Origin of the sequence: Cycloclasticus sp. (assembly GCA_040743155.1) — a bacterium.
Lineage (GTDB): Bacteria > Pseudomonadota > Gammaproteobacteria > Methylococcales > Cycloclasticaceae > Cycloclasticus.
The window spans coordinates 1539533-1561642 of record JBFLJU010000001.1 but is presented as its reverse complement, the minus strand read 5'-3'; the positions used below and the strand labels follow the sequence as shown (position 1 = coordinate 1561642).

The following is a 22110-nucleotide window of genomic DNA, read 5'->3' as shown; positions in this document are numbered from 1 at the left end:
GCGTTATGAAGTCTTTTTAGTTTTTTTCTTTTTAGGTTTCTTAGTGTATGTTTTTTTCTTGCCTTTATCAGGTTTAGCTGAGGTTGCAGCCGGTTTTGCTACGTGGTCTGTTAGTTCGATATTGAGCGGTTGGTTGCGTACGCGAATTTTTTTAAGGCTTTCGAATACTACCTTTGGCATTCCAACAGGCAATTCAATGTAACTATGGTCGCCTAGTATTTCAATGTGGCCAATATTTCTAGGTTCTACATCGGCTTCGTTGGCAATAGCGCCGACGATGTCGCCCGGCACAACGTTGTGGTCTTTACCGACTTCAATGCGATAATTGTCCTTAGGCACTTTTGGGTTGCCACGCTTGCTTTTAGGCAAGTCATCTTTGCTCGGCCTTAGCGACTTGCTTTGACGTTCTTTAGTCGGTCTTTCGCTACCAGCACGGCCTTCTTTAGAAGATCTCTTCGAGCCTTCTTGCAGTATAAGGGGTTTACCCTTTTGCGCCATATAGGCAAGTGCACCCGCCAATTGAATAGGGTCGGCGTCGTGTTCTTCTAAATATGACTGAATAACTTGGTGAAAGAAACCTAAGTCTTCACTGCTTAATGTGTTGGTAATGGACTGCTTGAATTGACTTGCGCGCTTTTCATTAACTTGCTGGCGCGTTGGCAATTCCATCGCTGTAATAGGTTGGCGCGTTGCTTTTTCAATGGCCCGTAGTAGGCGACGTTCGCGTGGCGCAACAAATAAGATGGCTTTACCGGTACGGCCAGCACGACCAGTACGGCCAATACGGTGTACATAGGCTTCTGTGTCGTATGGTATGTCGTAATTAACAACGTGACTGATGCGCTTAACATCAATGCCGCGAGCGGCGACGTCGGTGGCGACTAAAATATCAATTTGGCCTTTTTTTAATTGCGCAATGGTTCTTTCACGCAAAGCCTGTGTCATATCGCCATTAATGGCCGAAGCTGAATAACCGCGTGCTTCCAGTTTTTCTGCAAGCTCTACGGTGAGTGCTTTGGTGCGAACGAACATAATAATGCCGTCAAACTCTTCTACTTCTAAAATACGTGTCAAGGCATCTAGTTTATGCAGTCCACTGACCATCCAAAAACGTTGCTCAATACTTTCAACGGTTGATGTTTTGGAAATAATTTTGACCACTTTTGGCGAATTTAGGTATTTATCCGCGACACGCCTAATTGGAGCTGGCATGGTGGCTGAAAACAGCGCTACCTGACGTTGTTCAGGAGTTTGATCTAAAATCCACTCTACGTCATCGATAAAGCCCATGCGTAACATTTCGTCGCCTTCATCCAGTACGATGGTTTGCAGGCTATTTAGCTTTAATGTTTTGCGGCGTAAATGGTCCATAACACGACCGGGTGTGCCGACCACCACGTGTACACCACGGCGAAGTTGGCGTAATTGTGTATCCATGCTTTGGCCGCCGTATATTGGTAGCACGTTGAAGCCTTTCATAGCGCTGGCGTAGGTTTTGAATGCCTCGGCGACTTGAATAGCCAGTTCACGAGTGGGTGCCAATACAAGAACTTGCGGTTCAGCCTTTTTCAGGTCAATTTTAGACAGAAGTGGGAGTGCAAAGGCGGCTGTTTTGCCCGTTCCAGTTTGTGCTGTACCAATGAGGTCAAAGCCCCCTAAGAGGTGTGGAATTGCTTCAGCTTGAATAGGGGAAGGTTGCTCATAACCGATGTGTTTTAGAGCGTCCATTACGGGGGCAGACAACGCTAAGTCAGCGAAGCCTATGGTTGTTTCGGATGTCATTTTAGGGCCTTAAATTGGGACAGTGGATGCGTTAGGCGATTTATAACCTATGGCTTTCTATCAGGGATAATCGGGTATTATAAACTTTTATGGACAGAAGTTGGAAATTAACCTTGTCAGTTGGAAAATATGATGCTGTGGTTGCTTATTTAACACATTAAATATAAGCAAATCCGTCATAATCGGCTATTCTCTAAGTTAAGTTAACAACAATAATAGCCGTAAAAGGATGTTGAAATGAAACAGGGTTCATTAAATTACTTGACTCGAATGCTCACGTTGTCGGTCTTTTTGTTGTTATCAGCATGTGGGAGCCCGCTTCCTAGGACTGAGGAGATAACAAAGTCGCCTTGGGATAGTTTCAATGCAGTAATGTCAGCATATGATCAGGTCATTCTTAAGCAAACGACGGTCAAAGAGTTAAAAAAACTGGGTTTTGACCCTTATTCAACGCCGAATGTGAAAATACTGTCTTACTTGGACGTTATTCGGAAGTTCATGCCCACTAATTCCGTTAAGTTGGAACATTTACCTGTCAGTGTCAGGGATTGCTTAGCTAAACAGGAAGCATGTATCGCGTATGAGGCGCACCCAGGCATTATTAAGAGGAAACGTGTGGGCGGGATGTTTAAGGACTTATTAGGTTTTAAGCGTAAAACACTTGAAACTGGCTGGCGTTTTGATGCCCTGATTGTGCTGGATAATGGTGTGGCCGTGTATAAAATTTGGAGTGGGGTGCCATTTATGGATTCTGAAAAATCACGCAAAAACCCATTGGGGCCTTTGCAAGGGTCAGGCGGTTCGTTAACCAGAGATGCGCTTGGTGTTTAAGCTTTAAAAAAACTTATTTGGAAATTTCTTTGTTTTCGTGAACAAAAAAGCCTCGCCAATAAATGGCGAGGCTTTTTTATTAAAGCAAGGTCTGGTTTTATCCTTACGCGCTAGTAACTATTTTTATGCCTCGTTTTTTCGCCATTGTCATCGCGGTATCTACGATCATATCTTCTTGACCGGCGATCATTTTCTTTTTGCCAAGTTCAACTAAAATATCTCGAGCAGGGATGCCAAAACGTTCTGCTGCACGTTTGGCATGTAGCAAGAAGGTTGAATAAACACCCGCATAACCTAATGTTAACGACTCTCTATCGACACGAATAATATGATCCATCATAGGAAGAATAATATTCTCAGACAGATCCATCAGTTTGAAAAGGTCAACGCCGGTTTCAATGCCCATGCGTTCGCAAACGGCAGCAAAAACTTCTAGCGGTGTATTACCCGCACCAGCACCAAGACCAGCCGCTGAACCATCAATGCGGCTAGCGCCAGCTTCAATAGCGGCAATAGAGTTAGCTATACCCATACCCAAGTTATGATGGCCATGAAAACCAATTTCTGTTTCAGGTTTCAAGGTATCACGTAACCTAGAAATACAACGTGTTACGTCTTCAGGCAACATATAACCAGCAGAATCAGTTAGGTAAACAGTTTGCGCACCATATGACTCCATTAGCGCCGCTTGCTCAGCAAGCCCTTTGGCATCATTTAAATGGGCCATCATTAAGAAGCCAGTGGTATCCATACCCAGCTCACGTGCAAAGGCCATATGCTGAGGTGATGTATTAGCTTCCGTACAATGGGTTGCTACATGGACACTTCGCGCACCGCAATCATAAGCTGATTGCAATTCCTTCATTGTTCCCATACCTGGAATCAACAAAACAGAGACAATCGCTTGCTTCATTTTTTCTGCAACGGCAGTGATGTATTCCTCGTTACTGGCCAGTGAGAAGCCGTGCTGAAGCGAGTTACCACCAAGGCCGGCACCGTGAGTTACTTGAATATAAGGAACGCCAGCATCGTCTAACGCTGTCGCAACAGTCACCATTTCTTCAACAGAAATCTGTTCACGCTTGGCGTGCATGCCATCACGTAAACACATATCATGCAGAATAACTTTACGACCGTCTAACGAGCTTAGCTTTTCGGTTGTTGACTCAGACATTACGAAGCCTCCACAGGTTTAAGTGTTATTTTTCCAGTTTGAATTTCTTCGGCAAACATCTCTGCTGTTCGGGTGGCTGCTGCGGTCATCACATCGAGGTTGCCTGCATATTTAGGTAAGTAATCACCAAGACCTTCAACTTCCATAAAAACAGAGATTTTATTGCCATCAAAAATAGGGCCGTTAATGAGTTTATAACCAGGAACGTACTTTTTAACCTCTTCGATCATATTGAGTATTGATTCAATAATCTTTTCCTCTTGGGGTTTGTCATCCGTAATGCAGTAAATGGTATTACGCATAATGAGAGGAGGCTCAGCGGGGTTGATAATAGCCAAGGCTTTACCTTTGCGTGCGCCGCCGACTGTTTCAATGGCGTTAGACGTCGTGTAAGTAAATTCATCAAGGTTTTCACGGGTACCCATGCCGACAGATTTTGAGGCTAGACTGGCAACAATTTCTGCGTATTCAACAGATTGCAGACTTGAAACCGCACTAATAATGGGTATTGTTGCTTGCCCTGCACATGAAATCATATTCACGTTCATTTCAAGCTTTTCAGTATGTTGACTTAGGTTGACCGGGGGAACGCATAAAGGCCCAATAGCCGCAGGTGTTAAATCAATCATCAGCACGCCAAGCTCATTAAGTTTACGGCTGTTGTCAGCGTGAACATAAGCACTTGTTGCGTCAAACGCTATTTGAATATTGTCCTCAAGCACGTGAGGCAATAAACCGTCTACACCTTCAGAGGTCACTTTTAGGCCCATATCTTTAGCACGGACTAAACCTTCGGACTCGGGGTCAATCCCTACCATCCAAACGGGTTCAAGATAAGGGCTTCGTTGAATTTTATAGATTAGGTCGGTGCCAATATTGCCGGACCCTATCAATGCACACTTGATTTTTTCCATAGTATTCTCAATTGTTAATAGTGGAGTGTTTGTAGGAGGTTTGGTTGTTCTTGCTACTTGTCAGTAGTAGCTGTAGATAACCAAACGCTAATGTTACTATCAGCGCTACTAAAAAACTAGGTTTTTATGGTTTCTTATGGGCTGCTATCGGCATAAAAGCCTTGTAACACCAACCTTTGTTCTTATTGGGTTTTATATGTCCTCATTGGGTTATGTAGTGTCGATGACTAGGCGGTATATTTGGAATACCTGGCCCCAGTGATTTGTTGATGATGAGTGTTTGGCTGATGCGCTAGTTGAGGGAGGTAAGTAGTTCGGCGCTGGTGCAAAGTGGTGAAATAGTTATTCTAGGCTGTCTGAGTGCAGAGGGAGAAAGGACTTACATGATGCACAAAGCTCCTTCATCTTTTTGGTAGATTATCGCTGGATACAAGAGTATCATTCTTAGCATATAACTTTGAGTAATACAATAATTAAGATTCCCTTTTGATGAAGGGGCATCTTAATTTCTGCATGAATTGCTCGACTGTCCTATAAGTGTTACATGGAAGAGACAGGGAAAAGGAGAGAGTATGCACACCAACAACAGGCGGGGGTCATGGAAGCCAGAGCGTTGTTCCGACATTGCGCCTAATCTGATAGTCGAAAGGAATATGCTTTGCTACTGGCCAGATGGTAGCGTTGACAACAAGCTGAAAGATGAACTGGCCGCCGCTAAGTGGGGTGTTTTCACCGCCGACAACCCGGCAATGGCCAGCACGCTGGGAGACGGTCACACGATCCATGTCGGTATAGTATCCATTGGCAGCGATATGTCCGGTGAGTCACTTAATGACATTTATAATGTGGTCACGTCTGCTGGGCATGTCTTTTGGCACATTGTCTGGATTGGGCTTCTTAGAGATAGGCAGCGCATGAATGACCACGTGTGTGCCTTGGTCGCAGACTACTGTTATGATTTTTTCACACCGCCTTATGATACTAAACGTATACTTGATACGCTGGGCCATGCGGATGGCATGTCACGTATCCTGCATCGATGTATGGGGCAACGAAAATTCACCACCGCTTTTCAGGGTATGGTGGGTGAAAGCTCCCGAATGCATACACTGTTCAGGCAGATAAATAAAGTTGCAAAGTCTGATGCGCCGGTGCTATTGACGGGTGAGAGCGGCACGGGTAAGGAGTTGACCGCCCGCGCTATTCACCGTTTGTCGCGCCGCTCCAACGGACCTTTTATTGCGGTTAATTGCGCGGCATTACCGGCTAGTCTTATTCAGTCAGAGTTATTCGGCCATGAAAAAGGAGCTTTCACTGGGGCAAGCCAACGTCATATTGGCCGTCTTGAGTCCGCCGTTGGAGGCACCATTTTCCTTGATGAGATCAGCGATATGCCCTTGGAGCTACAGGTTAATTTACTGCGTTTTCTCGAGGAAAAGGTTATCGAACGTCTAGGGGGTAATGGCCATACAAACGTTGATGCACGCGTTATTTGTGCGACACATGACAATCTCGATTTGGCTGCACACCGTGGCGATTTCCGTGAAGACTTATATTACCGTTTAAATGTATTGCAATTGGAGCTTCCCAGCTTGCGAGAGCGGGTAGCGGATATCGAGTTATTGGCAAATTTTGTGGTGGAAAAATTTGCAGAAGAAAGTGGCAGTCGCATCAAAGGTTTTGCAAAGCATGCCTTGCAAGCGATGACGGCATATCCATGGCCTGGCAATGTGCGGGAACTGATTAACCGGGTTAGGCGAGCGATGGTTATGTCAGAAGGCCGTTTTATTTCACCGGGTGACCTTGGGTTGGATGTGGCTGACGAGATCCTGCGGCCGCAGGCAAAGCTGGAAGTTGTTCGCGCCGAGGCCGAAAGAAGAGCGATTGAAACAGCGTTGCTGCATTCCCATAATAATTTGTCGCATGCAGCGCGAGAACTCGGTATTTCACGTACGACTTTGTACCGTATGATGGATAAATTCAGCATCCATACCTGAGCAAAAGAGCCTTAGACACTATTCCATATTGTGCCAGCTTATTGCACTAAGGTGTTTGCTGCTGGTTATTGCTTAGTGGCCAGCAGCCCTTCCACGGTTTTGCGAAAAACATTATAGCCAACCGCTCCGCGAATCATCTTCTCGCCCTTGACTGAGTTGCCGTTATCTAAGGTGAAACCAATGACGAAGCTGGGGGTTCCCTTTACGCCCAGTTTGCGCCCGTCACCCATATTGGCATTAACGCGTGCTTGGTGGCTATTACCCGATAGGCAGGCATTGAATTTTTCGGTATCTAGGCCGATCGCTTTGGCATGCGCTGGTAGTTTGCTCTTGCCAAGCGCGCGCGGGTTTTTGAACAATATATCGTGCATTTCCCAATACTTACCCTGATCGCCGGCACAGTGAGCAGCGTATGCGGCCACGGTGGCGTTTTTGTGAAAGGATAGCGGGAAATCACGTAATACATAACGTACCTTGCCGGTATCAACATAATTTTTGATAAGCAAAGGTAAAACGGATTTGAAATGCTTTGCACAGTAAGGGCATTGGTAATCGACAAATTCAACTATCGTCAATGGCGCTGTTTTATTTCCTTTGGAGGGTGCTGCTGAAATATCTAGCACTTGGTTAACATTGCTGACTTGTTGAGCTCTTTTTTTGGGCTGAAGCAGTTTCTTAATGTCTGCCAAATCTTTGCGAATTTCTGCCTGCCCCGCCTTCAGCGCCTCGATTTGGGACTGTGTTGAAACGGGTTCTTTTATGGCCTGTACTTCATTAGAAGCCGTGAATGTGATGAGTAAACCTAATACAGCAATATTGAAATAGTGTTTCATTTTCTGACACTCCCTTCCATTGATGCGTTGAATTGTTAATTAACTCCCCCTGCACCCAGTGATATTGGTACAGAAAATCATCACTGTCAATGATCATTTAAAGTATTAATGCGTTTTGGCTAGCCAGCCGAGTTGGGCATTCAAACCAGTTTTCTTCTCCATAAATTAATTAAAGTGCACGGCACACAACGAGAGTATGTTCTGCACAACTGTCCATAATTGAAACAAATTTGAACAGTTAATTTTCTCCTTAAAAACAATAGCTTGCTGAGTTGTTGATGAAAGCTGTATTGCAACTGTTACAGCTAGCCAATGAGTTGTTAGGTTAGTCATTCAATTTTCCAATAAAAAACAAAGAGTTACAGGTTTGGCATGCTCCGTGCTCTGCGAACAGTGTGCGGGCGCTTTAGTTTGTTGCATTGTGTTTTGAATGCGGTTGTCTATTGCAACAAGGTATTTCAAGTATCCGCACAGGGACTCTACGTCAACGTAGAAACCTATGGAAATGGAAAGCCATGCCTTGCGATCTTTTCTGTTATTGGTCGTCTGATAGGTGATGGCAAATCTATAGCAGAAAAAACAGCAAGGAGAAATATCATGAAAAAGTCATGTAGTAATTCATTTATTAGCACGGCCTCGGCTTTTATGCTGGGGCTGTTGCTTTGTATAGGGATGGCCGCAACACCGGTGTGGGCGGTGCATAATATAGGTCTGTTTGAACTCGAAGGGAATACAACTACTGAAGGAGTCGATGACTGGGATACCCTGCATGGTGGTGGTGGTAATGCCAATCTATTCGAGTTTACTGGGATAAATCCAGACCGGAATGGTGTGGATGATGTCTTTACCGGTGGTGGATCAAAAGACACGCGGGATACCGCGACGGGCGGTGTGAGCAGTTCGGTTTGGTTGCATAAAACTGTCACAGACGCATCGCCACCAAAGGACGATATTACCAACGCATATGCCGCAGCTTATACCTGTCCGGCAGGTTATACCTTCGGGGTTAATGGCTGTGATGATGGCGACCTGATTATCTATTTTGGTCTCGATCGATTCAAAACCGACGGCACTGCGCAGATGGGTTTCTGGTTTTTCCAGAATGATGTGCAGAAAGCCAATGGCGGCGTTTTTAGCGGCATCCATAAGGCTGGTGAGGTACCCAGTAACCCAATGAATACAGGTGATATCCTCGTGTTGGTGGAGGTTGCAAAGGGTGGTACGGTACCACTGATTAAAGTGTTTGAATGGGTTGGATCCGGTGGTGACGGCAAACACGGCGGAACACTGAATACTCTCTTCGCACCTGGTTCAGCTGAATGTACTGGCGGTTCCGACGATGTTTGTGCTGTCACCAATGGTGGTTCGGCAACGCCGAGTTGGCCTTATTTGGACGACGATGGCAATACCAGTTTCCAAGCACAGGCTTTCTTCGAGGGTGGTGTTAACATTACCCGGTTGCTCGGTAGCACACCTTGTTTTTCTGCATTCTTGGCAGAAACACGCTCTTCAGGTGCGCCATTAACTGAGACCGCGCAACTTAAGGATTTCAGTGGCGATGGTTTTCCACTTTGTGGTGTAGACGCTACGAAGGCTTGCTTGGCTGATCCGGTCGCATTGCAATGTGAAGACGGTAGCTCTTGCACCGACAACGGTGATTGCGTAGGTGTTGGTTTTAGCGAAAGCTGTGCGGACACGAATCCACGCATTGATGATGACGGCGCAACCTTCGTTGTGCAATTCAATGTAGGCATCACGGCGGATGGCTTTGGCGCGTTGCATGATCCTGTAATTCGAGAAGACATTACCTATGTAGGAACGAATGTACTTGCCGACAACCCCGGCAATTTGGAAGAATGTTTCATCACGGCAATTGGGGGCACGAGTGTTACGCCCGAATACTTGCCCAGTGGAACGTATGTCGAGCTCGATGACGTGGGTACTTTTGGCGGCGCAGCCGTGCCATATATTGATGCAGGCGATACGCTCAATATCGAGGTTACCTGCGACACGCCGCGAGAATTGGCCAACATTGTGACTGTCGGTGTTAATGTCACTGATGAGGTTGATAGCTCACGAATCACGGAACAGGCTGTAATGCAAAGTGGTGTTGATACCTGCGGGTTGGCCCCAGCGGGTAGCTTGATAATCACCAAAGACTGCGTTGAAACGCGTCTAATGGCTGAATCCGGTTCGGGTCCATTGGTCGTCGAGACTATTGTTGAATTTACCATCGAAAATGATGGCAATGAATTGTTGCAATCAGTCAAGGTGACGGATGATCAAATCTGCTCGGGTCCTACGGACTTTTGTATCACTTCAGGCGATACACTGTTACCTGGTGACATTAAAACGTTTAGAGCCGCTTATATGCCTTCGGCTCCCACGACAGGGACTATTACAACTTGTCAGGGAACGGATGATGTTGGTGAGGCTTGCGACGTTGATGCGGATTGCAGAAGTAATGGTCTGCCCCACGAGGAAGCAGGTGTTTGTTTGTCGACGACTGACAAGTACGTGGCAAGTAGTGCTGCCTTCTTAGATACGGCGTATCTTCAAGGTACGGGCGCGCTTTCCAACGACATACTTGGTGACAACGATAACACCAACGGTGGTGAGGGCATGGACATTATTTCGGACACTGCGACTTGTCCGCTTTGTCCTGCAGATGAAATTTGCCAAGATTAGTTAGTATTGGCAACCCCGCCTTGTGCCTTACGGCATAAGCTGAAAGACACAAGGCAATAACTTGGAGCGATGGGTCTTTCCCCATCGTTCCTTTCTTTTTTTAGCAGGTTGGCTCTGTTGGTCTAAGGAAGCAATAGTATTATGATGGAACATCAGAATTACCCCGCCCCGTCCTTTTGAGAAAGAGGTTTTTATGAAGATAATGAGCGAATTTGCCGTTGCCTTGTTGGTGGTTATGCAATTGATTTCAGTCCCAATAGCCCATGCTGATAATGGTCAAACTGAAGGGTTGCTCCGCGGTTTGCTCGATCCTTATAAATTCTTTATTCAACGCATCGAATTACCACCTGACGAGGATGCAGGTGTCCACGACCATGACGGCCACGAGATTATCTACGTGCTCGAAGGCAGTGTTACGTTACACGTTGGGCAAACCGTGCGCACGTTAAAGACCGGCGAGGTATTTCATGTTACACCTGGAACCGTGATGGGTGTTGGCAATCCAAACAAGGAGACAGCGAGTCGGGTTCTGGTTTTCTACCTAACTGAAAAGTAAGGTCATTGCTGGTTGCCTGTCGACGCAGTTTTACAGTAAAGAAAAGTTTCTAATTTACTCTACAGAATCATGGTGCTTGATCCTTCTAAAGGGCCTTAATAAAAAAAGGCCCTACTGGGAATGAGTAGGGCCTGTGATTGGTATGGTCTTTGAGAGACTACTTACCGCCTTTGCCGCCGCCTTTACCACCGCCTTTGCCGCCCCCGCCATCGGAAGACTTCTGTAATGCAATGGTGACGGTTGCGGTTGTTATTGCGATACCGTCACTAATGGCATACGTGAAGCTGTCGTTGTTCTTGAAGCGCCGGCCGGGAATATAGGTCAGGCTGCCGTCGTTATTAATAGCGACTGTGCCTTTAGTGCCCTGAGATAAAGTTTCAATCCAGATGCTGTCATTGTCTGGGTCCCAGTCGTTGTTGAGCACGTTAATCACCACGGGTTCTACCTGTAGCAGGGTGGCGCTGTCGTTGACTGCCACCGGTGCGTTATTGGCCGGTGTGCCACCGGTGTCTGCACTGACTACGTAGGTGGCAATGGCCGAATCGCTATAGTTAGCGGCGCTATTGCTGGTACTGATGTCAACGTTGTAGAAGCCATCGGCTGCGCTGTTTGATGAAGTAACAGTCAGGTTGCTTGTAACGCTAGCGCCAGGTGCGAGAATTAAGGTGGAATCGGCAAAGTTTGCTGTCCAGCCGGTTGGTACGCTGGCCGTGCTATCGAAGCTGGCGTCGGCGCAGGAACCTCCATCGTTGTTGGTAACCGTCACGGTATAAGTAACGGGCATTCCTGGTTCAACCCAGGGGCCTTCGGCTGGCGATAGTGCAATGCTTGGGTTAGCGCGTAGGCAACTTTCTGAGTCAAAGTTTACGAGCACCGTGGCGCCGCTGCCATCCGACCAATCGGTCTTTATCGTAACACCCGTTACCGGGTCGGTGTAGCTCTGCCCAATGGTTAGTGCTGGGTCATAAAGATCTTCAAATGAACCCGTTGGGTTGCTGTCGGGGGTCATATCCAGCAGGAAGCTGCTAGATCTGTCACCTTCTGTGCCTAAGTGGAATACCACGCCGTTCAGTATATTACCCTGATCAAGCTGGGATGAACTTCCGATAGGGCTGTCGAAGCCGAGTGCTTGCCTGTATTCAAGATAGAACCAACGTTGCTGACCAGTCGTTGGATCGGGGTCGCGTGCAATCCGTAGAGCAAGCGGGGCATTACCGCCTGTTGTATAAGGTGCGATCTGGTAGCTACCGCCTGTATTAATTGTTGTGATCGGTGGTGATACGTCGTAATCCAACCAACCCAGTAGTTGTTTTTGGAAGCTGTTGATATGCAGAGCCACGCTACCCATGATGTCTAAGCTGTCGCCATAATCGAGCCATGGGCATCCAGAGCCGACCACAGTTCCGGTGCAGTTCATGCCGTGAGAATGCATCAGGCCAAAGTTGTGTCCTAGCTCGTGGCCAATGATTTTCAAGTTTAAATATCCCGCGATGAAGGCGCGTGATGGGGTGCCGCCCACGGTGGCTTTGCCGGCATAAAAACAGTTGTAGCGGGGATAAATGTAGACGATGCGATTATAAGCAGAAATGTCTATACCTTGGTTGCTAGCTGCTGTATCGGCCTCGTTTTGTATCGTCGTGGTGCTACAGGTGTTGCTCCCCACGGGAAGCGTAACCCAGTTATGGACATCACCAGTGAGCGAGGTTTGCTGGTAGGAGTTTTCGATGTAGAAATCGTTGACAGTGCCGAACACTAGGTCACGTACTTCGTCCACTGTCCACGGCATGTTGTTGGGGTCGTCCTGGAAATTAACCAGTAAAACGACAGTGTGCTGTTCGCCGAGGGTATTGGGCGTCGGTGCCGGTGTGCCGCCGTTACTGCCTCCATCGGATCCGCCGCCGGCGGCTAGCATTAAAATATTTTCGCTAGATTCCAGTGCTATAGAGCCGTCTGTGCCATCAGCACCTGCGAGATAGATTCCGTGCGCAATCACCGAATTACCGCTGAGTAGACCAGCTGGATTGGTTTTGAAATATAGCGAGATAAGTTCATCGTCAGCCTTGAGGGAGTGACGCAGGCGATGGCTGCCGTCTGTGTAGTCCTCATATAAAACTTCTAGTTCGCCTTCGAGTTCTAGCCGTTGCTCGATAAAGCTGGAAACTTCATCAGGCATACCGGCACGAACCTGAGCGGGTATAGCGACCCGCAGTACGGCGCCGGGATCTTCCTCAATCAGGCTGGAGAGCAGAGCGTGGCGTTCGGCGGCGACGCTGAGTAGTTCGTCTAGCGCATTGGCTTGGGCATTGGCTGCCGCGTGTTGATAGGCCTTATTGAGTCCGACCAATGAATGGGTCAGTGCTTCGGCCTGAGTAAGTGCGTTATCGTTGTTGGCCAGTGCTGGGCTGGACATTGACGCAAGCCCAAGCATGAAAATAAGCAAGGTAAAAAGGATGCCGTTAACGCGGCGTTTGGACGCTTGTCCTAGCTGTGTTTGGGCTGAAGTTCTTGATTCAGTGGCGAAACAAAAACGGTTGTTGAATTTAGCGTGTGTAAAATTGATATGTTGCATAGATATCCTCATCTCGGTTGATGAAAGATCCCCATGCTAATGGAAGGTCGTTTTCTCTCCTTCGGCAGTCTGGCAGCCCGCTGTAGGCGGGTCCGTGGCTTTGCGTCCCTCGATTACTCGGGGTTTGCTATTATCGGGATGAGATCTTTCTAATTTTTAATCGACGGGTGTGCGAGTAGGCACAGCCTCCAAGGTTGTGGTTAAAAAAATACTGCGCGCGCGCAGCAGTTAGCAGGTAATTATTTACTTGCATGTTCGGCCCCTTTATTCTTTGAATTATTATTTATTGTTCGACTTATTTTGGTACTGAAACTAACTAATCTGGCGTACAACTTTGAAATTATTGTTATGACCGCCAAGGTAGCTGGCGCACATACTAACATAAGTTTTTGATATTTCAAGCTAATATTTTGAGTGGTGAAAAACATAACAGTGTTGTGTTGCGATCCGTTGGTAATGACTAATGAAATAAAGTTTAGGCGAGGAGGCTTAATTATTTGTGAACTATGTCTCAATTCATTGGTAATGAGGCGAAATGGTAAGCTTGGCAAGTGTGGTTTTTGAATTAGGTCAGAACTCTTGTTTAATTTTCAATGTTCAATGAAAGGGACTAGGTGGCATGGAAAAGAGATGACCTGATATTTTAAGTCTTTCCAAGATACCCAAATGGTCGCGGGAGTAGGGGAACGAACTCTTTTATCTGCAGCCCCTTGCTATCATTTATTTAAGCAAATATTGATGAGTGGGTACTTTTATGAGCTTTTGAACGTCAGTCCTGTTTGGGCCTTGTTTTATTTATGTGCTCAGAGTCATTTCTTGATCCATATCTTGAATATCGGCGAGCATATATACAAAAACAGGCTATTATCAATGTAGGCTCTATATAAGAGGCTTATATGAAAGAACCTTTGCTACCAAAATTAACGAAAGAATCTCAGTCTGCTGTTTTAGAGATTGTCAGTGATGGCATATGGGATTGGGACGCTAATAGCGGCTATGTTTATCGAAACCCTGCTTGGTACTTGATGCTTGGCTATGACCTGAATTCTTTTGCAAACACGGTGTTCACTTGGGAGAATATCATACACCCAGATGATTATGCTCGTGTAATGGAGCACTTTGATCGTTATATTACCCATAAATCTGATGCTTATAAAATCCAGTACCGTTGTCGAACCTCCAGCGATGACTACGTTTGGGTAGAAGATAAAGCGCTAGTAGTTGAATGGAATGAAGACAATACGGTGGCTAGAATGATCGGCGCTCACCGTGACATAAATACTGAAAAATTACTCGAAGAGAAAAACAAACTGGAAAAATTATCTCTACAAGCGCTCATTGATGTACGGACAGATGAGCTCAATCAAGTAAATGAGGAGCTTAGGCAGAAGATGCTTGAGGTCGAAAGGTTGGTAAATACTGATGCACTTACATTGTTATCAAGTCGGTATTTTTTCGACAAAAAGATGACAGAAGAAAAAGCAAGGTCAAGGCGCTTTAATGAACCGTTATCCTTAATTGCTTTCGATCTGGATAATTTTAAGCCAGTTAACGATACTTACGGGCATGCGTCAGGTGATTTGGTTTTAACTAAAGTTGGCGACTTAGTGTTGAATAACATTAGGGAAGTGGATATTGCTGCTAGATGGGGTGGGGATGAGTTTGTGGTGTTATTACCAAATACAAGCGTGAGCAAAGCAGTTTTACTTGCTGAGAAACTTCGTGAGTTAATAAGTTCTCAGCCTGGTATTAAAGAGTTTTCTGTTACCGCAAGTTTTGGTGTGACGCAGTTATTAGATAAAGATGACTTGAAAGCATTTATTAAGCGAGTAGACGAAGCACTATATACCTCGAAAAATTTCGGGCGAAATCAAGTTAATTCGATGTAGAGGCTATTAAATGTAAAACGTTGTTGATTGTTGTCGGGTGGTTTGTATTAAGTTTCATTGTAAACTGGGCGTGATTTTGAATCGCGTTGTCGATCACCATCCCTTAGTTAAATTGATGTCTTTTATTCGAATTAACCATTACGCTGCTCTCTATAACTGGCTAATTCCTAATGGGTTGTTGTCTTAATTAAAGTCACCGTCTGTAGTTACAAGCTCAATTCCATTAGAAAAACATCATCAGCAAACCCATTTTTACCGGCATAAACAGTGAGCTCATCTACCGCATCTTCGAGCGGGCGATTAGTGTCCTGAATTAATGATAGCAAAGACTCAAGTCGTTTCATGCCATATGCTTCTCCGGCCTCAGAGACGGTTTCAAATAGGCCGTCTGAAAAGGAATAAATTTTGTCTCCGCTGATGATGGGCATGGGCTCATTAGCTGTGTCGATGGGAATTATTTCAAGCACGCCTAACATCGTTTCTTTTGAGCAGATACGTGATAAAAGCCTGTTGTTTCTATAATAAAATAATTCAGGGAAGCCAAAGTTATATACTTTCAGCTCAGATGTTTCTCTTTGATAAGCTATAAATGCGCAGGCCATAAATATTCCTGCAGGTAGTTTTTCCCATAAGGCATGGTTGATGCGCTTAATAATGCTTTCTAGGCTTTCTCCATTGGCGGCTGCCTCGTAGAAAATATGGGATATCAAAGGTCCGCCCACAGCGGCGGGTAGACCATGGCCTGTGAAATCTCCCATTAGCATGTATTGAGTTTTATCATCAGTGGCCAAAGTGGAAAGGAAAATATCACCATTTGTTGACTCTAGTGGGAGGATGATTTGTCGAATGCCTTCAGAATAAAAATTTTCAGCTGTTCTCATTCGCAAAATAATATTTTCTACAGTTTCTCTTTCATTTCTTAATAAGTCGTTTTGCTCAATAACCGTTTGAAGTGCATCACGCAAACTGAGATGTGTTTTTACGCGTGCTAGTAATATGGGTTTATGGATAGGTTTAGTTAGGTAGTCAACGGCACCTAATTCGAGTCCTTTAGCTTCATCATCGACATCATCTTTTGCCGTCGAGAAAATGATCGGGATGTCTGCTGTTTGTGGATTAGCTTTAATGATTGTGCATAGCTCATAGCCATTCACCTCTGGCATAATAATATCAAGCAAGATAAGGTCAACGGCCGAATTTTCTAGGTGTTCAAGTGCAGCTGAAGCGTTTAATGCGCTTAATAGACGGTAGTCATGTTGTAAGGCTAAGTTCAGTAGCGTTATATTGACCTGCTCATCATCAATAATGAGAATGGTTTTTAATGATGACGTCATGTTGATTTCCCTCTTTTCCTTGTTCCATTTGTATGATTATTAACATCTAACTGGCTAATATATTGCTCATTTTTCTGAGCGTGAATAGCATCGCTGTTTTTAATGTGCAGTCTTATTAATTAGTAGTTTGGCATGTTGTAAAAAGTCAATTATTTGTGCCCGTCCTCGGGCTGTTGAAGGGGCGTGCTGTTTAAGCTATTGCCTTTTTTCCACTTTTCATACCATGTTAATAGCTCAGACCCTTTCATCGGTCTGCTGATATGGTATCCCTGTATTACATCGGCCCCTAATTCTAATAACAGGTTGAGTGTTTCCTCATCTTCAACGCCTTCTGCGACTGTTTCCAAGTCCAGCCGTTTGGCGAGCAAAATACTTGATTCTAAGATGACCCTTGCTTCTAATTCTTTTGTGGCTTTACTGACGTAACCCAGGTCAAGTTTCATTTCACCAAAGGGGAGTCTTTGCAATTGCTCCAGTGTGGCGTAACCCGTGCCAAAGTCATCAATGGATAGCCCGAACCCATACAGACGAAGGCGGCTTAAAATTTCCATAACGATAGAGATATTGCCTTCCAAGGCGCTTTCCGTTAACTCGATAACAACCTGCGAAGGCTGAAGGTCACAGTCTTCAGCAATATGTTGAAGCTCTTCTGTCAGCTCAACATCATCCAGTGTTTTCATTGAAAAGTTTACCGATACCCTTGTTTGTAACCCCGCTTTTTTCCATTGAGCGACCTGTGTGAGCGATTGCAGATAGATTGATTCGGTCAGCTTTTTGATCAGTCCATGTTCTTCTGCGAGCGGGATAAATTGACCGGGTGATACGAAGCCAAACTCGGGGCTAAACCACCTTGCCAACGCTTCAACGCCGACTAATTCTCCGGTTTTAGCGTTCACTTGTGGTTGGAAGTGGGGCACTATTTCTTCATTGTTTAGGGCCGCGAGTAAATCTTCTGCGGTTATCTCATCGTTCTTAGCGTTTGTTTCATCGCTATCAGATAAATACTTGAAATTATTGAGTGCGTTTTTAAGTTCTTTAGCTTGTACCGGTTTTTCAAGCGCAGCCAGTAGGTTTAATTGATGGTTTTCCACCAAGCTTGCAACTGTTTTTAGAATTTTCTTATCTTCTCCGCTGATAATGATAATTCCTCCACTGAACTGACGTTCAGCTAGATGCCTTAAGAAGGCAATACCATCGACATCCGGCATATTGATGTCAATCACCATGATATCTACGTTAAGGTGTGCATTATCCAATCTCGTTAACACGTTTTCTGCTGACTTTGCCGTATCTACCTGACTGATACCAAACGATTTTAGTAGGGAAGAAAGGTGCGTCAGTACTACCTCATCGTCATCGATTAAACAGAGTTTGAGACTGTTGAAGTACGTATCGTTAACGATGGATGTTTGCTCAACCGAATTATCTTTCTCGTCGAAATGTTGTTTAAAAGCTTTTATGTACTCACTCAGTAGCTTTCTTATAGGCTGGCTTTGTTGTAAGGCGGCGTCTATATCTCTTTCTTTTCCCGCACATTCAATTTGCAGCACATGCTCGGCTAACTTAATGGCACCAACAGATTTTGAGGTGGACTTAAGTTTATGACTCTCCTGAATAATGTCGTCCCAAGATTGCGTTTCTATTGCCGCTATTAGCGTTTCAATATTCGCCGGTGCGGACTCCAAGAAGGCAGATATTAATTCTTTGTGCGCAGTGATGTCATCGCCTATATAGGCTGAAATAACAGAAAAGTTGATATCCTGCTTATTGCTGTTCTGTTTATCAGGTGATGATTCTGATTTAACAGGCGTTGCTGAGTTTGCTTTTTCGGTATCAAAGGGAGGGCACCATTCATCCAAAACCTTTGATAACTTAGAGATAGAAGTGGGCTTGGTGATGACCGCCGACATGCCAACGGCAAGGCATTTGTCCACATCACTGGGCATCGCATTGGCGGTAATAGCAATAATGGGAATGCGTGCGCCGCCTTTTTTTTCTTCAAGGCGTATTGCCTGAGTCATGTCATACCCGTCCATCACGGGCATCAAGCAATCTGTCATGATGAGGTCGAACTGTTTATCTCGCCACATTTGTAAACCTTGTTCACCATCTTTAGCAATCTTCAAATCAAAGCCGAGGTGAGCGAGTTGACGTTCAATCAGTAATTGATTGGGGCGATGGTCTTCAACGACTAAGATGCGCTTCGTTTGAACATCAGTCTTGGCGTCAGCTATGGGGAGAACCCTATCGTCCACTAACGTTTGCGCTAGTTCGGGTGGCTGTTTTAAATCAATAATGTCAGTATCTGCTCGATTGAGATCAAACAACTCGTTCGTCGGTTGAAGCAAATGTATGCCGACATTTTGCGCTATGAATTCATAAAAGTTAGCGAGGGCGGCGTCGTCCTCTAAGATAAGAACGGGGTATGATTCGGGGTGATGTACTATATTTAAACGCTCAATACAGTTAGTCAGCTCCAACGTATTAACAGGCTTTGTAATAAAGGTATCGCCTTTTGAACGGATGGTTTTCAGCTTTGATAGGAAGTCATGTTCACTGGTTATAAACACCATTGGGCAGGTTAATTCACCGTTATTTTTCAGTGATTTAACTGTATCAAAACCTGCATTGGGATCGTTGGGGGTAATGATGTCGACAATAAACAGGTCAGGTTGAAATTTTTTAAGAGCTGCTGACGCTTTTTCTGTGCCATCGGTTGCGTGAACCTGATAGCCATGATGTTTAAGAGTTATTTCCAGCAAAGACCTTTGATCAACATCATCGCCGGTCAGTAATATTTTTCTAATTTTATGCTGCTTAACGGTAGAACGAGGTATTACGGAAACGGCTAGGTTCGGTAAGGTTTCTGTCTGCGGCGTTTGAATATCATTCATTTCGTGCAGCTTACTATCGCAGTAAATGTAAGTCGTTCAATTGGTGTTATCAACATAAGTTTGCTCGTTACTTTTACCGTAATTAAGATGCGTTCTTTGCCTTACTGTGGGTTGTTAGACCAGTCTAGACTACTTGAAGCAGGGAGCCATAAACTAACGAGCTATAAAGTGACTAAAGTGGTTAATGCTAAGAATTTTAGGTGTTAACCTTTTTGACAATACTAAGGAATGGTAAAACTAGAAAACAATAATAAAAAGGGATAGCTAATGAATAAATCTTATTTAATTTATTAGCTAAAAAGGTTTGTATCATTCATTTATTAGTAGAGGTAGAGATGGGGAGCTCAGAACTTGGGTATGTGAAACGAGCAGAGGTGACTCTTGCAGATGAAAAGTTGGCTGTTGAGGCCTTTGCAAGGGATGTAGAACAGCAGGATATGGCAGGGGTCGTGTTTTTTTGCTCTGCCGACTATGATCTAAAAAAACTGGCGGATGGGCTGAAAGGTCGGTTTTCTTGTCCGGTGATTGGTTGTACTAGCGCGGGTGAGATAGGCACAAGGTATCAGAAGGGCGGCATGGTAGGTGCTAGCTTCTCGAGTGAAGTGTTTCGATTCCATACCGTGGCTATCCCGTCGTTGAATGAATTTGACGAAGAGCAAGCCCAATGTATTGCCGCTGAACTGGAAGGTAAGCTGGAATTTTCGGATCAACTGGATAGCGAGAAAATGTTTGGGTTAAGTCTCATTGATGGCTTATCAATGTTGGAAGAGCAAATTGTTGGGCCGCTTTATCACGCCTTGAGAGGCGTCTCCATTGTCGGTGGTTCAGCTGGTGATAGCTTGAAGTTTGAAAAGACACATGTTTATACCGGAGATGGTTTTTATTCTAATGCAGCAGCCTTTGCTTTGATTGAAACTAAAGTGCGGTTTCATACGCTCAAGTTTCAGCATTTTGAGCCAACTGGCATGGATATGGTTATTACTCGGGCTGACCCATTAACGCGTACCGTTTATGAGATTGACGGTGAACCGGCCGCTGAAGCGTACGCCAACCTACTGGGGCTGAACGTTAAGCAACTAGATCAAAGTGTCTTTTCACAACACCCTTTGATGATAGAAATGGGCAATGAGTGGTTCGTGCGTGCGATTAAACGGGCGAATGAGGATGGCAGCCTAGCTTTTATATGTGCAATTGATAATGGGCTACCGTTGACCCTTGCGAAACCCCTTGATTTTGTTGATAGCTTACGGCTGGGAATAAGTAGGTTAAAAAAAGAATTTCAGGGGGATACTATTGAGTTGGCACTGGGCTTTGACTGTCTGTGGAGACGGCTTGAAATGAAGGCGCTTGATGTACAAAAGCCGGTGGAAAGATTGCTCAAAGAGATTAATTTTCTCGGTTTCAGCACCTTCGGTGAACAATTCAACGCCAATCATGTGAACCAGACACTGACAGGTGTTGTGATTGGTAAAGGTCGCTGATGTCGTTGAGAGAAAAGCTACACGCTCGAATAGAAGAGCTTGAAATAAAGCACGAGAAACAGATCAAAATTATTAGCTCGCTGAAGGAACGGGTTAAGAAGACTATCCGCAACAGTGGTGATGCCTATTCTGTATTTGAGCGAAATATCGTTTTAAAGGAAGAGGTGAACCTTCAGAAGATTGGCCGTACTCATGCAGAAGCAACGGGTTTAGCTAAAACTCAATTCCTTTCCAGTATGAGCCATGAGTTACGCACCCCAATGAATGCGATTATAGGCTTCGGTGAATTATTGAGCCTAGATGAAGGTTTGAGTGTTTCTCAAAAGGAAAATGTAGGTGAAATTGTTAAAGCCAGTGACCACCTGATGGAACTTATTAACGAAATTCTGGACTTGTCTAAAGTCGAAGCAGGAGAAATGGAGCTCGTGCTAACCGCGGTAGAGGTAGACCCTGTTATTCGAGAATGCATGATGCTGATCGGTAAACAAGCGATGGAGCGGGGTATCTGTATCAAGCACAATGAACAGTCAACGGTATGCATTTATGCAGACCGAACTCGCTTCAAGCAGGTCATGTTAAATCTTTTGAGCAACGCAGTTAAATACAACAAAGATGCCGGCGAAATCATCGTTAAAAGTCACATAGTCGATCAATCGTATCTTTGTATTGAGGTGACGGACACAGGCCATGGTATCTGTACTGAACAATTCAAAGACCTCTTTAAACCATTTCGCCGTCTGGGTAAGGAGTATTCTAATGTCGAAGGCACCGGTCTTGGTCTCATGCTAACCAAACAGCTTGTTGAACTTATGAATGGCACGGTAGAGGTGCGAAGCGAAGTTGGAAAAGGCACCACATTCGGTATTAAGTTACCCCTAAGTAGCAGGCCCTTATAGTTTGCGGCAAAGTAGCCTTGATAACTTTTTCGACGCGCTCGTTAAGTGGTTGAATTTACCGGTGATTGAATCAATTGATCAACTGAGGAAGTATCACCAAACGAAAGTGCTGAAAACGGCTTAACCCTCGACTTTTAACCTCGATTATTCATGGGAGATGATAGTTACGTTAACGACTTTAGCGGCTCCAATCAAGGTTTGGTTTCGAAGGGGTGAAGAGTTCACGATGTAAGTTGAAAGAATAACAGCTAAACGTGTTACGTCAAAGAAAT

At 45.0% G+C, this 22110-nt stretch carries 14 protein-coding genes and 1 riboswitch; of the genes, 7 read left to right on the top strand and 7 right to left on the bottom strand.

All coding sequences use genetic code 11. The features are described from left to right. Window positions 1-3 precede the first annotated feature (3 nt). Window positions 4-1782 (bottom strand): DEAD/DEAH box helicase, encoded by a 1779-nt coding sequence (locus AB1Y31_07390; GenBank protein MEW4982989.1) that lies wholly within the window; start codon window positions 1780-1782, stop codon window positions 4-6. 372 nt (window positions 1783-2154) lie between these two features. Between AB1Y31_07390 and AB1Y31_07385 the strand changes: the two genes are divergently transcribed. Next, window positions 2155-2613 (top strand): hypothetical protein, encoded by a 459-nt coding sequence (locus AB1Y31_07385; protein MEW4982988.1) that lies wholly within the window; start codon window positions 2155-2157, stop codon window positions 2611-2613. 103 nt (window positions 2614-2716) lie between these two features. Here the strand turns inward: AB1Y31_07385 and dmpG are convergent, their stop codons facing one another. Together dmpG and AB1Y31_07375 are read right to left on the bottom strand one after the other, a co-directional pair. Next, complete coding sequence (gene dmpG, locus AB1Y31_07380; protein ID MEW4982987.1) at window positions 2717-3787, bottom strand: 4-hydroxy-2-oxovalerate aldolase; 1071 nt, start codon at window positions 3785-3787, stop codon at window positions 2717-2719. Continuing rightward, on the bottom strand, window positions 3787-4701 hold the full coding sequence (locus AB1Y31_07375; protein ID MEW4982986.1) for an acetaldehyde dehydrogenase (acetylating): 915 nt from the start codon (window positions 4699-4701) through the stop codon (window positions 3787-3789). The genes dmpG and AB1Y31_07375 overlap by 1 nt, the downstream gene beginning before the upstream one ends. Before the next feature lie 572 nt (window positions 4702-5273). Here AB1Y31_07375 and AB1Y31_07370 point away from each other — a divergent pair. After that, entirely contained in the window at window positions 5274-6698 is a 1425-nt protein-coding gene (locus AB1Y31_07370; protein ID MEW4982985.1) for a sigma 54-interacting transcriptional regulator, read from the top strand. Between the two features lie 65 nt (window positions 6699-6763). Here AB1Y31_07370 and AB1Y31_07365 read toward each other — a convergent pair whose 3' ends face one another. Beyond that, a complete protein-coding gene (locus tag AB1Y31_07365) occupies window positions 6764-7531 on the bottom strand; it encodes a DsbA family protein (protein MEW4982984.1) in 768 nt (255 codons plus the stop codon). Between the two features lie 597 nt (window positions 7532-8128). On the opposite strand from AB1Y31_07365, the gene AB1Y31_07360 reads away from it, so the two are divergent. Together AB1Y31_07360 and AB1Y31_07355 are read left to right on the top strand one after the other, a co-directional pair. Further along, a complete protein-coding gene (locus tag AB1Y31_07360; GenBank protein MEW4982983.1) occupies window positions 8129-10219 on the top strand; it encodes a hypothetical protein in 2091 nt (696 codons plus the stop codon). Window positions 10220-10412: 193 nt separating this feature from the next. Further along, window positions 10413-10775 (top strand): cupin domain-containing protein, encoded by a 363-nt coding sequence (locus tag AB1Y31_07355; protein ID MEW4982982.1) that lies wholly within the window; start codon window positions 10413-10415, stop codon window positions 10773-10775. 157 nt (window positions 10776-10932) lie between these two features. Here AB1Y31_07355 and AB1Y31_07350 read toward each other — a convergent pair whose 3' ends face one another. Then, complete coding sequence (locus tag AB1Y31_07350) at window positions 10933-13344, bottom strand: Ig-like domain-containing protein (protein ID MEW4982981.1); 2412 nt, start codon at window positions 13342-13344, stop codon at window positions 10933-10935. A gap of 60 nt (window positions 13345-13404) precedes the next feature. After that, a riboswitch (cyclic di-GMP riboswitch) is annotated at window positions 13405-13483 on the bottom strand. Between the two features lie 757 nt (window positions 13484-14240). Between AB1Y31_07350 and AB1Y31_07345 the strand changes: the two genes are divergently transcribed. Beyond that, on the top strand, window positions 14241-15233 hold the full coding sequence (locus AB1Y31_07345) for a diguanylate cyclase (protein MEW4982980.1): 993 nt from the start codon (window positions 14241-14243) through the stop codon (window positions 15231-15233). A gap of 206 nt (window positions 15234-15439) precedes the next feature. Here the strand turns inward: AB1Y31_07345 and AB1Y31_07340 are convergent, their stop codons facing one another. Together AB1Y31_07340 and AB1Y31_07335 are read right to left on the bottom strand one after the other, a co-directional pair. Continuing rightward, window positions 15440-16567 carry a fused response regulator/phosphatase gene (locus AB1Y31_07340; protein MEW4982979.1) on the bottom strand — a complete coding sequence of 376 codons (1128 nt, stop codon included), beginning with the start codon at window positions 16565-16567 and terminating at the stop codon, window positions 15440-15442. A 149-nt stretch (window positions 16568-16716) separates the two neighbouring features. Continuing rightward, window positions 16717-19461 carry an EAL domain-containing protein gene (locus AB1Y31_07335; protein MEW4982978.1) on the bottom strand — a complete coding sequence of 915 codons (2745 nt, stop codon included), beginning with the start codon at window positions 19459-19461 and terminating at the stop codon, window positions 16717-16719. 335 nt (window positions 19462-19796) lie between these two features. Here AB1Y31_07335 and AB1Y31_07330 point away from each other — a divergent pair, with 335 nt between their 5' ends. After that, a complete protein-coding gene (locus tag AB1Y31_07330; protein MEW4982977.1) occupies window positions 19797-20942 on the top strand; it encodes an FIST N-terminal domain-containing protein in 1146 nt (381 codons plus the stop codon). Then, window positions 20942-21838, top strand: coding sequence for a HAMP domain-containing sensor histidine kinase (locus AB1Y31_07325; GenBank protein ID MEW4982976.1), 897 nt, complete (start codon window positions 20942-20944; stop codon window positions 21836-21838). Before AB1Y31_07330 ends, AB1Y31_07325 begins: the two co-directional genes overlap by 1 nt. Window positions 21839-22110: the final 272 nt, after the last annotated feature.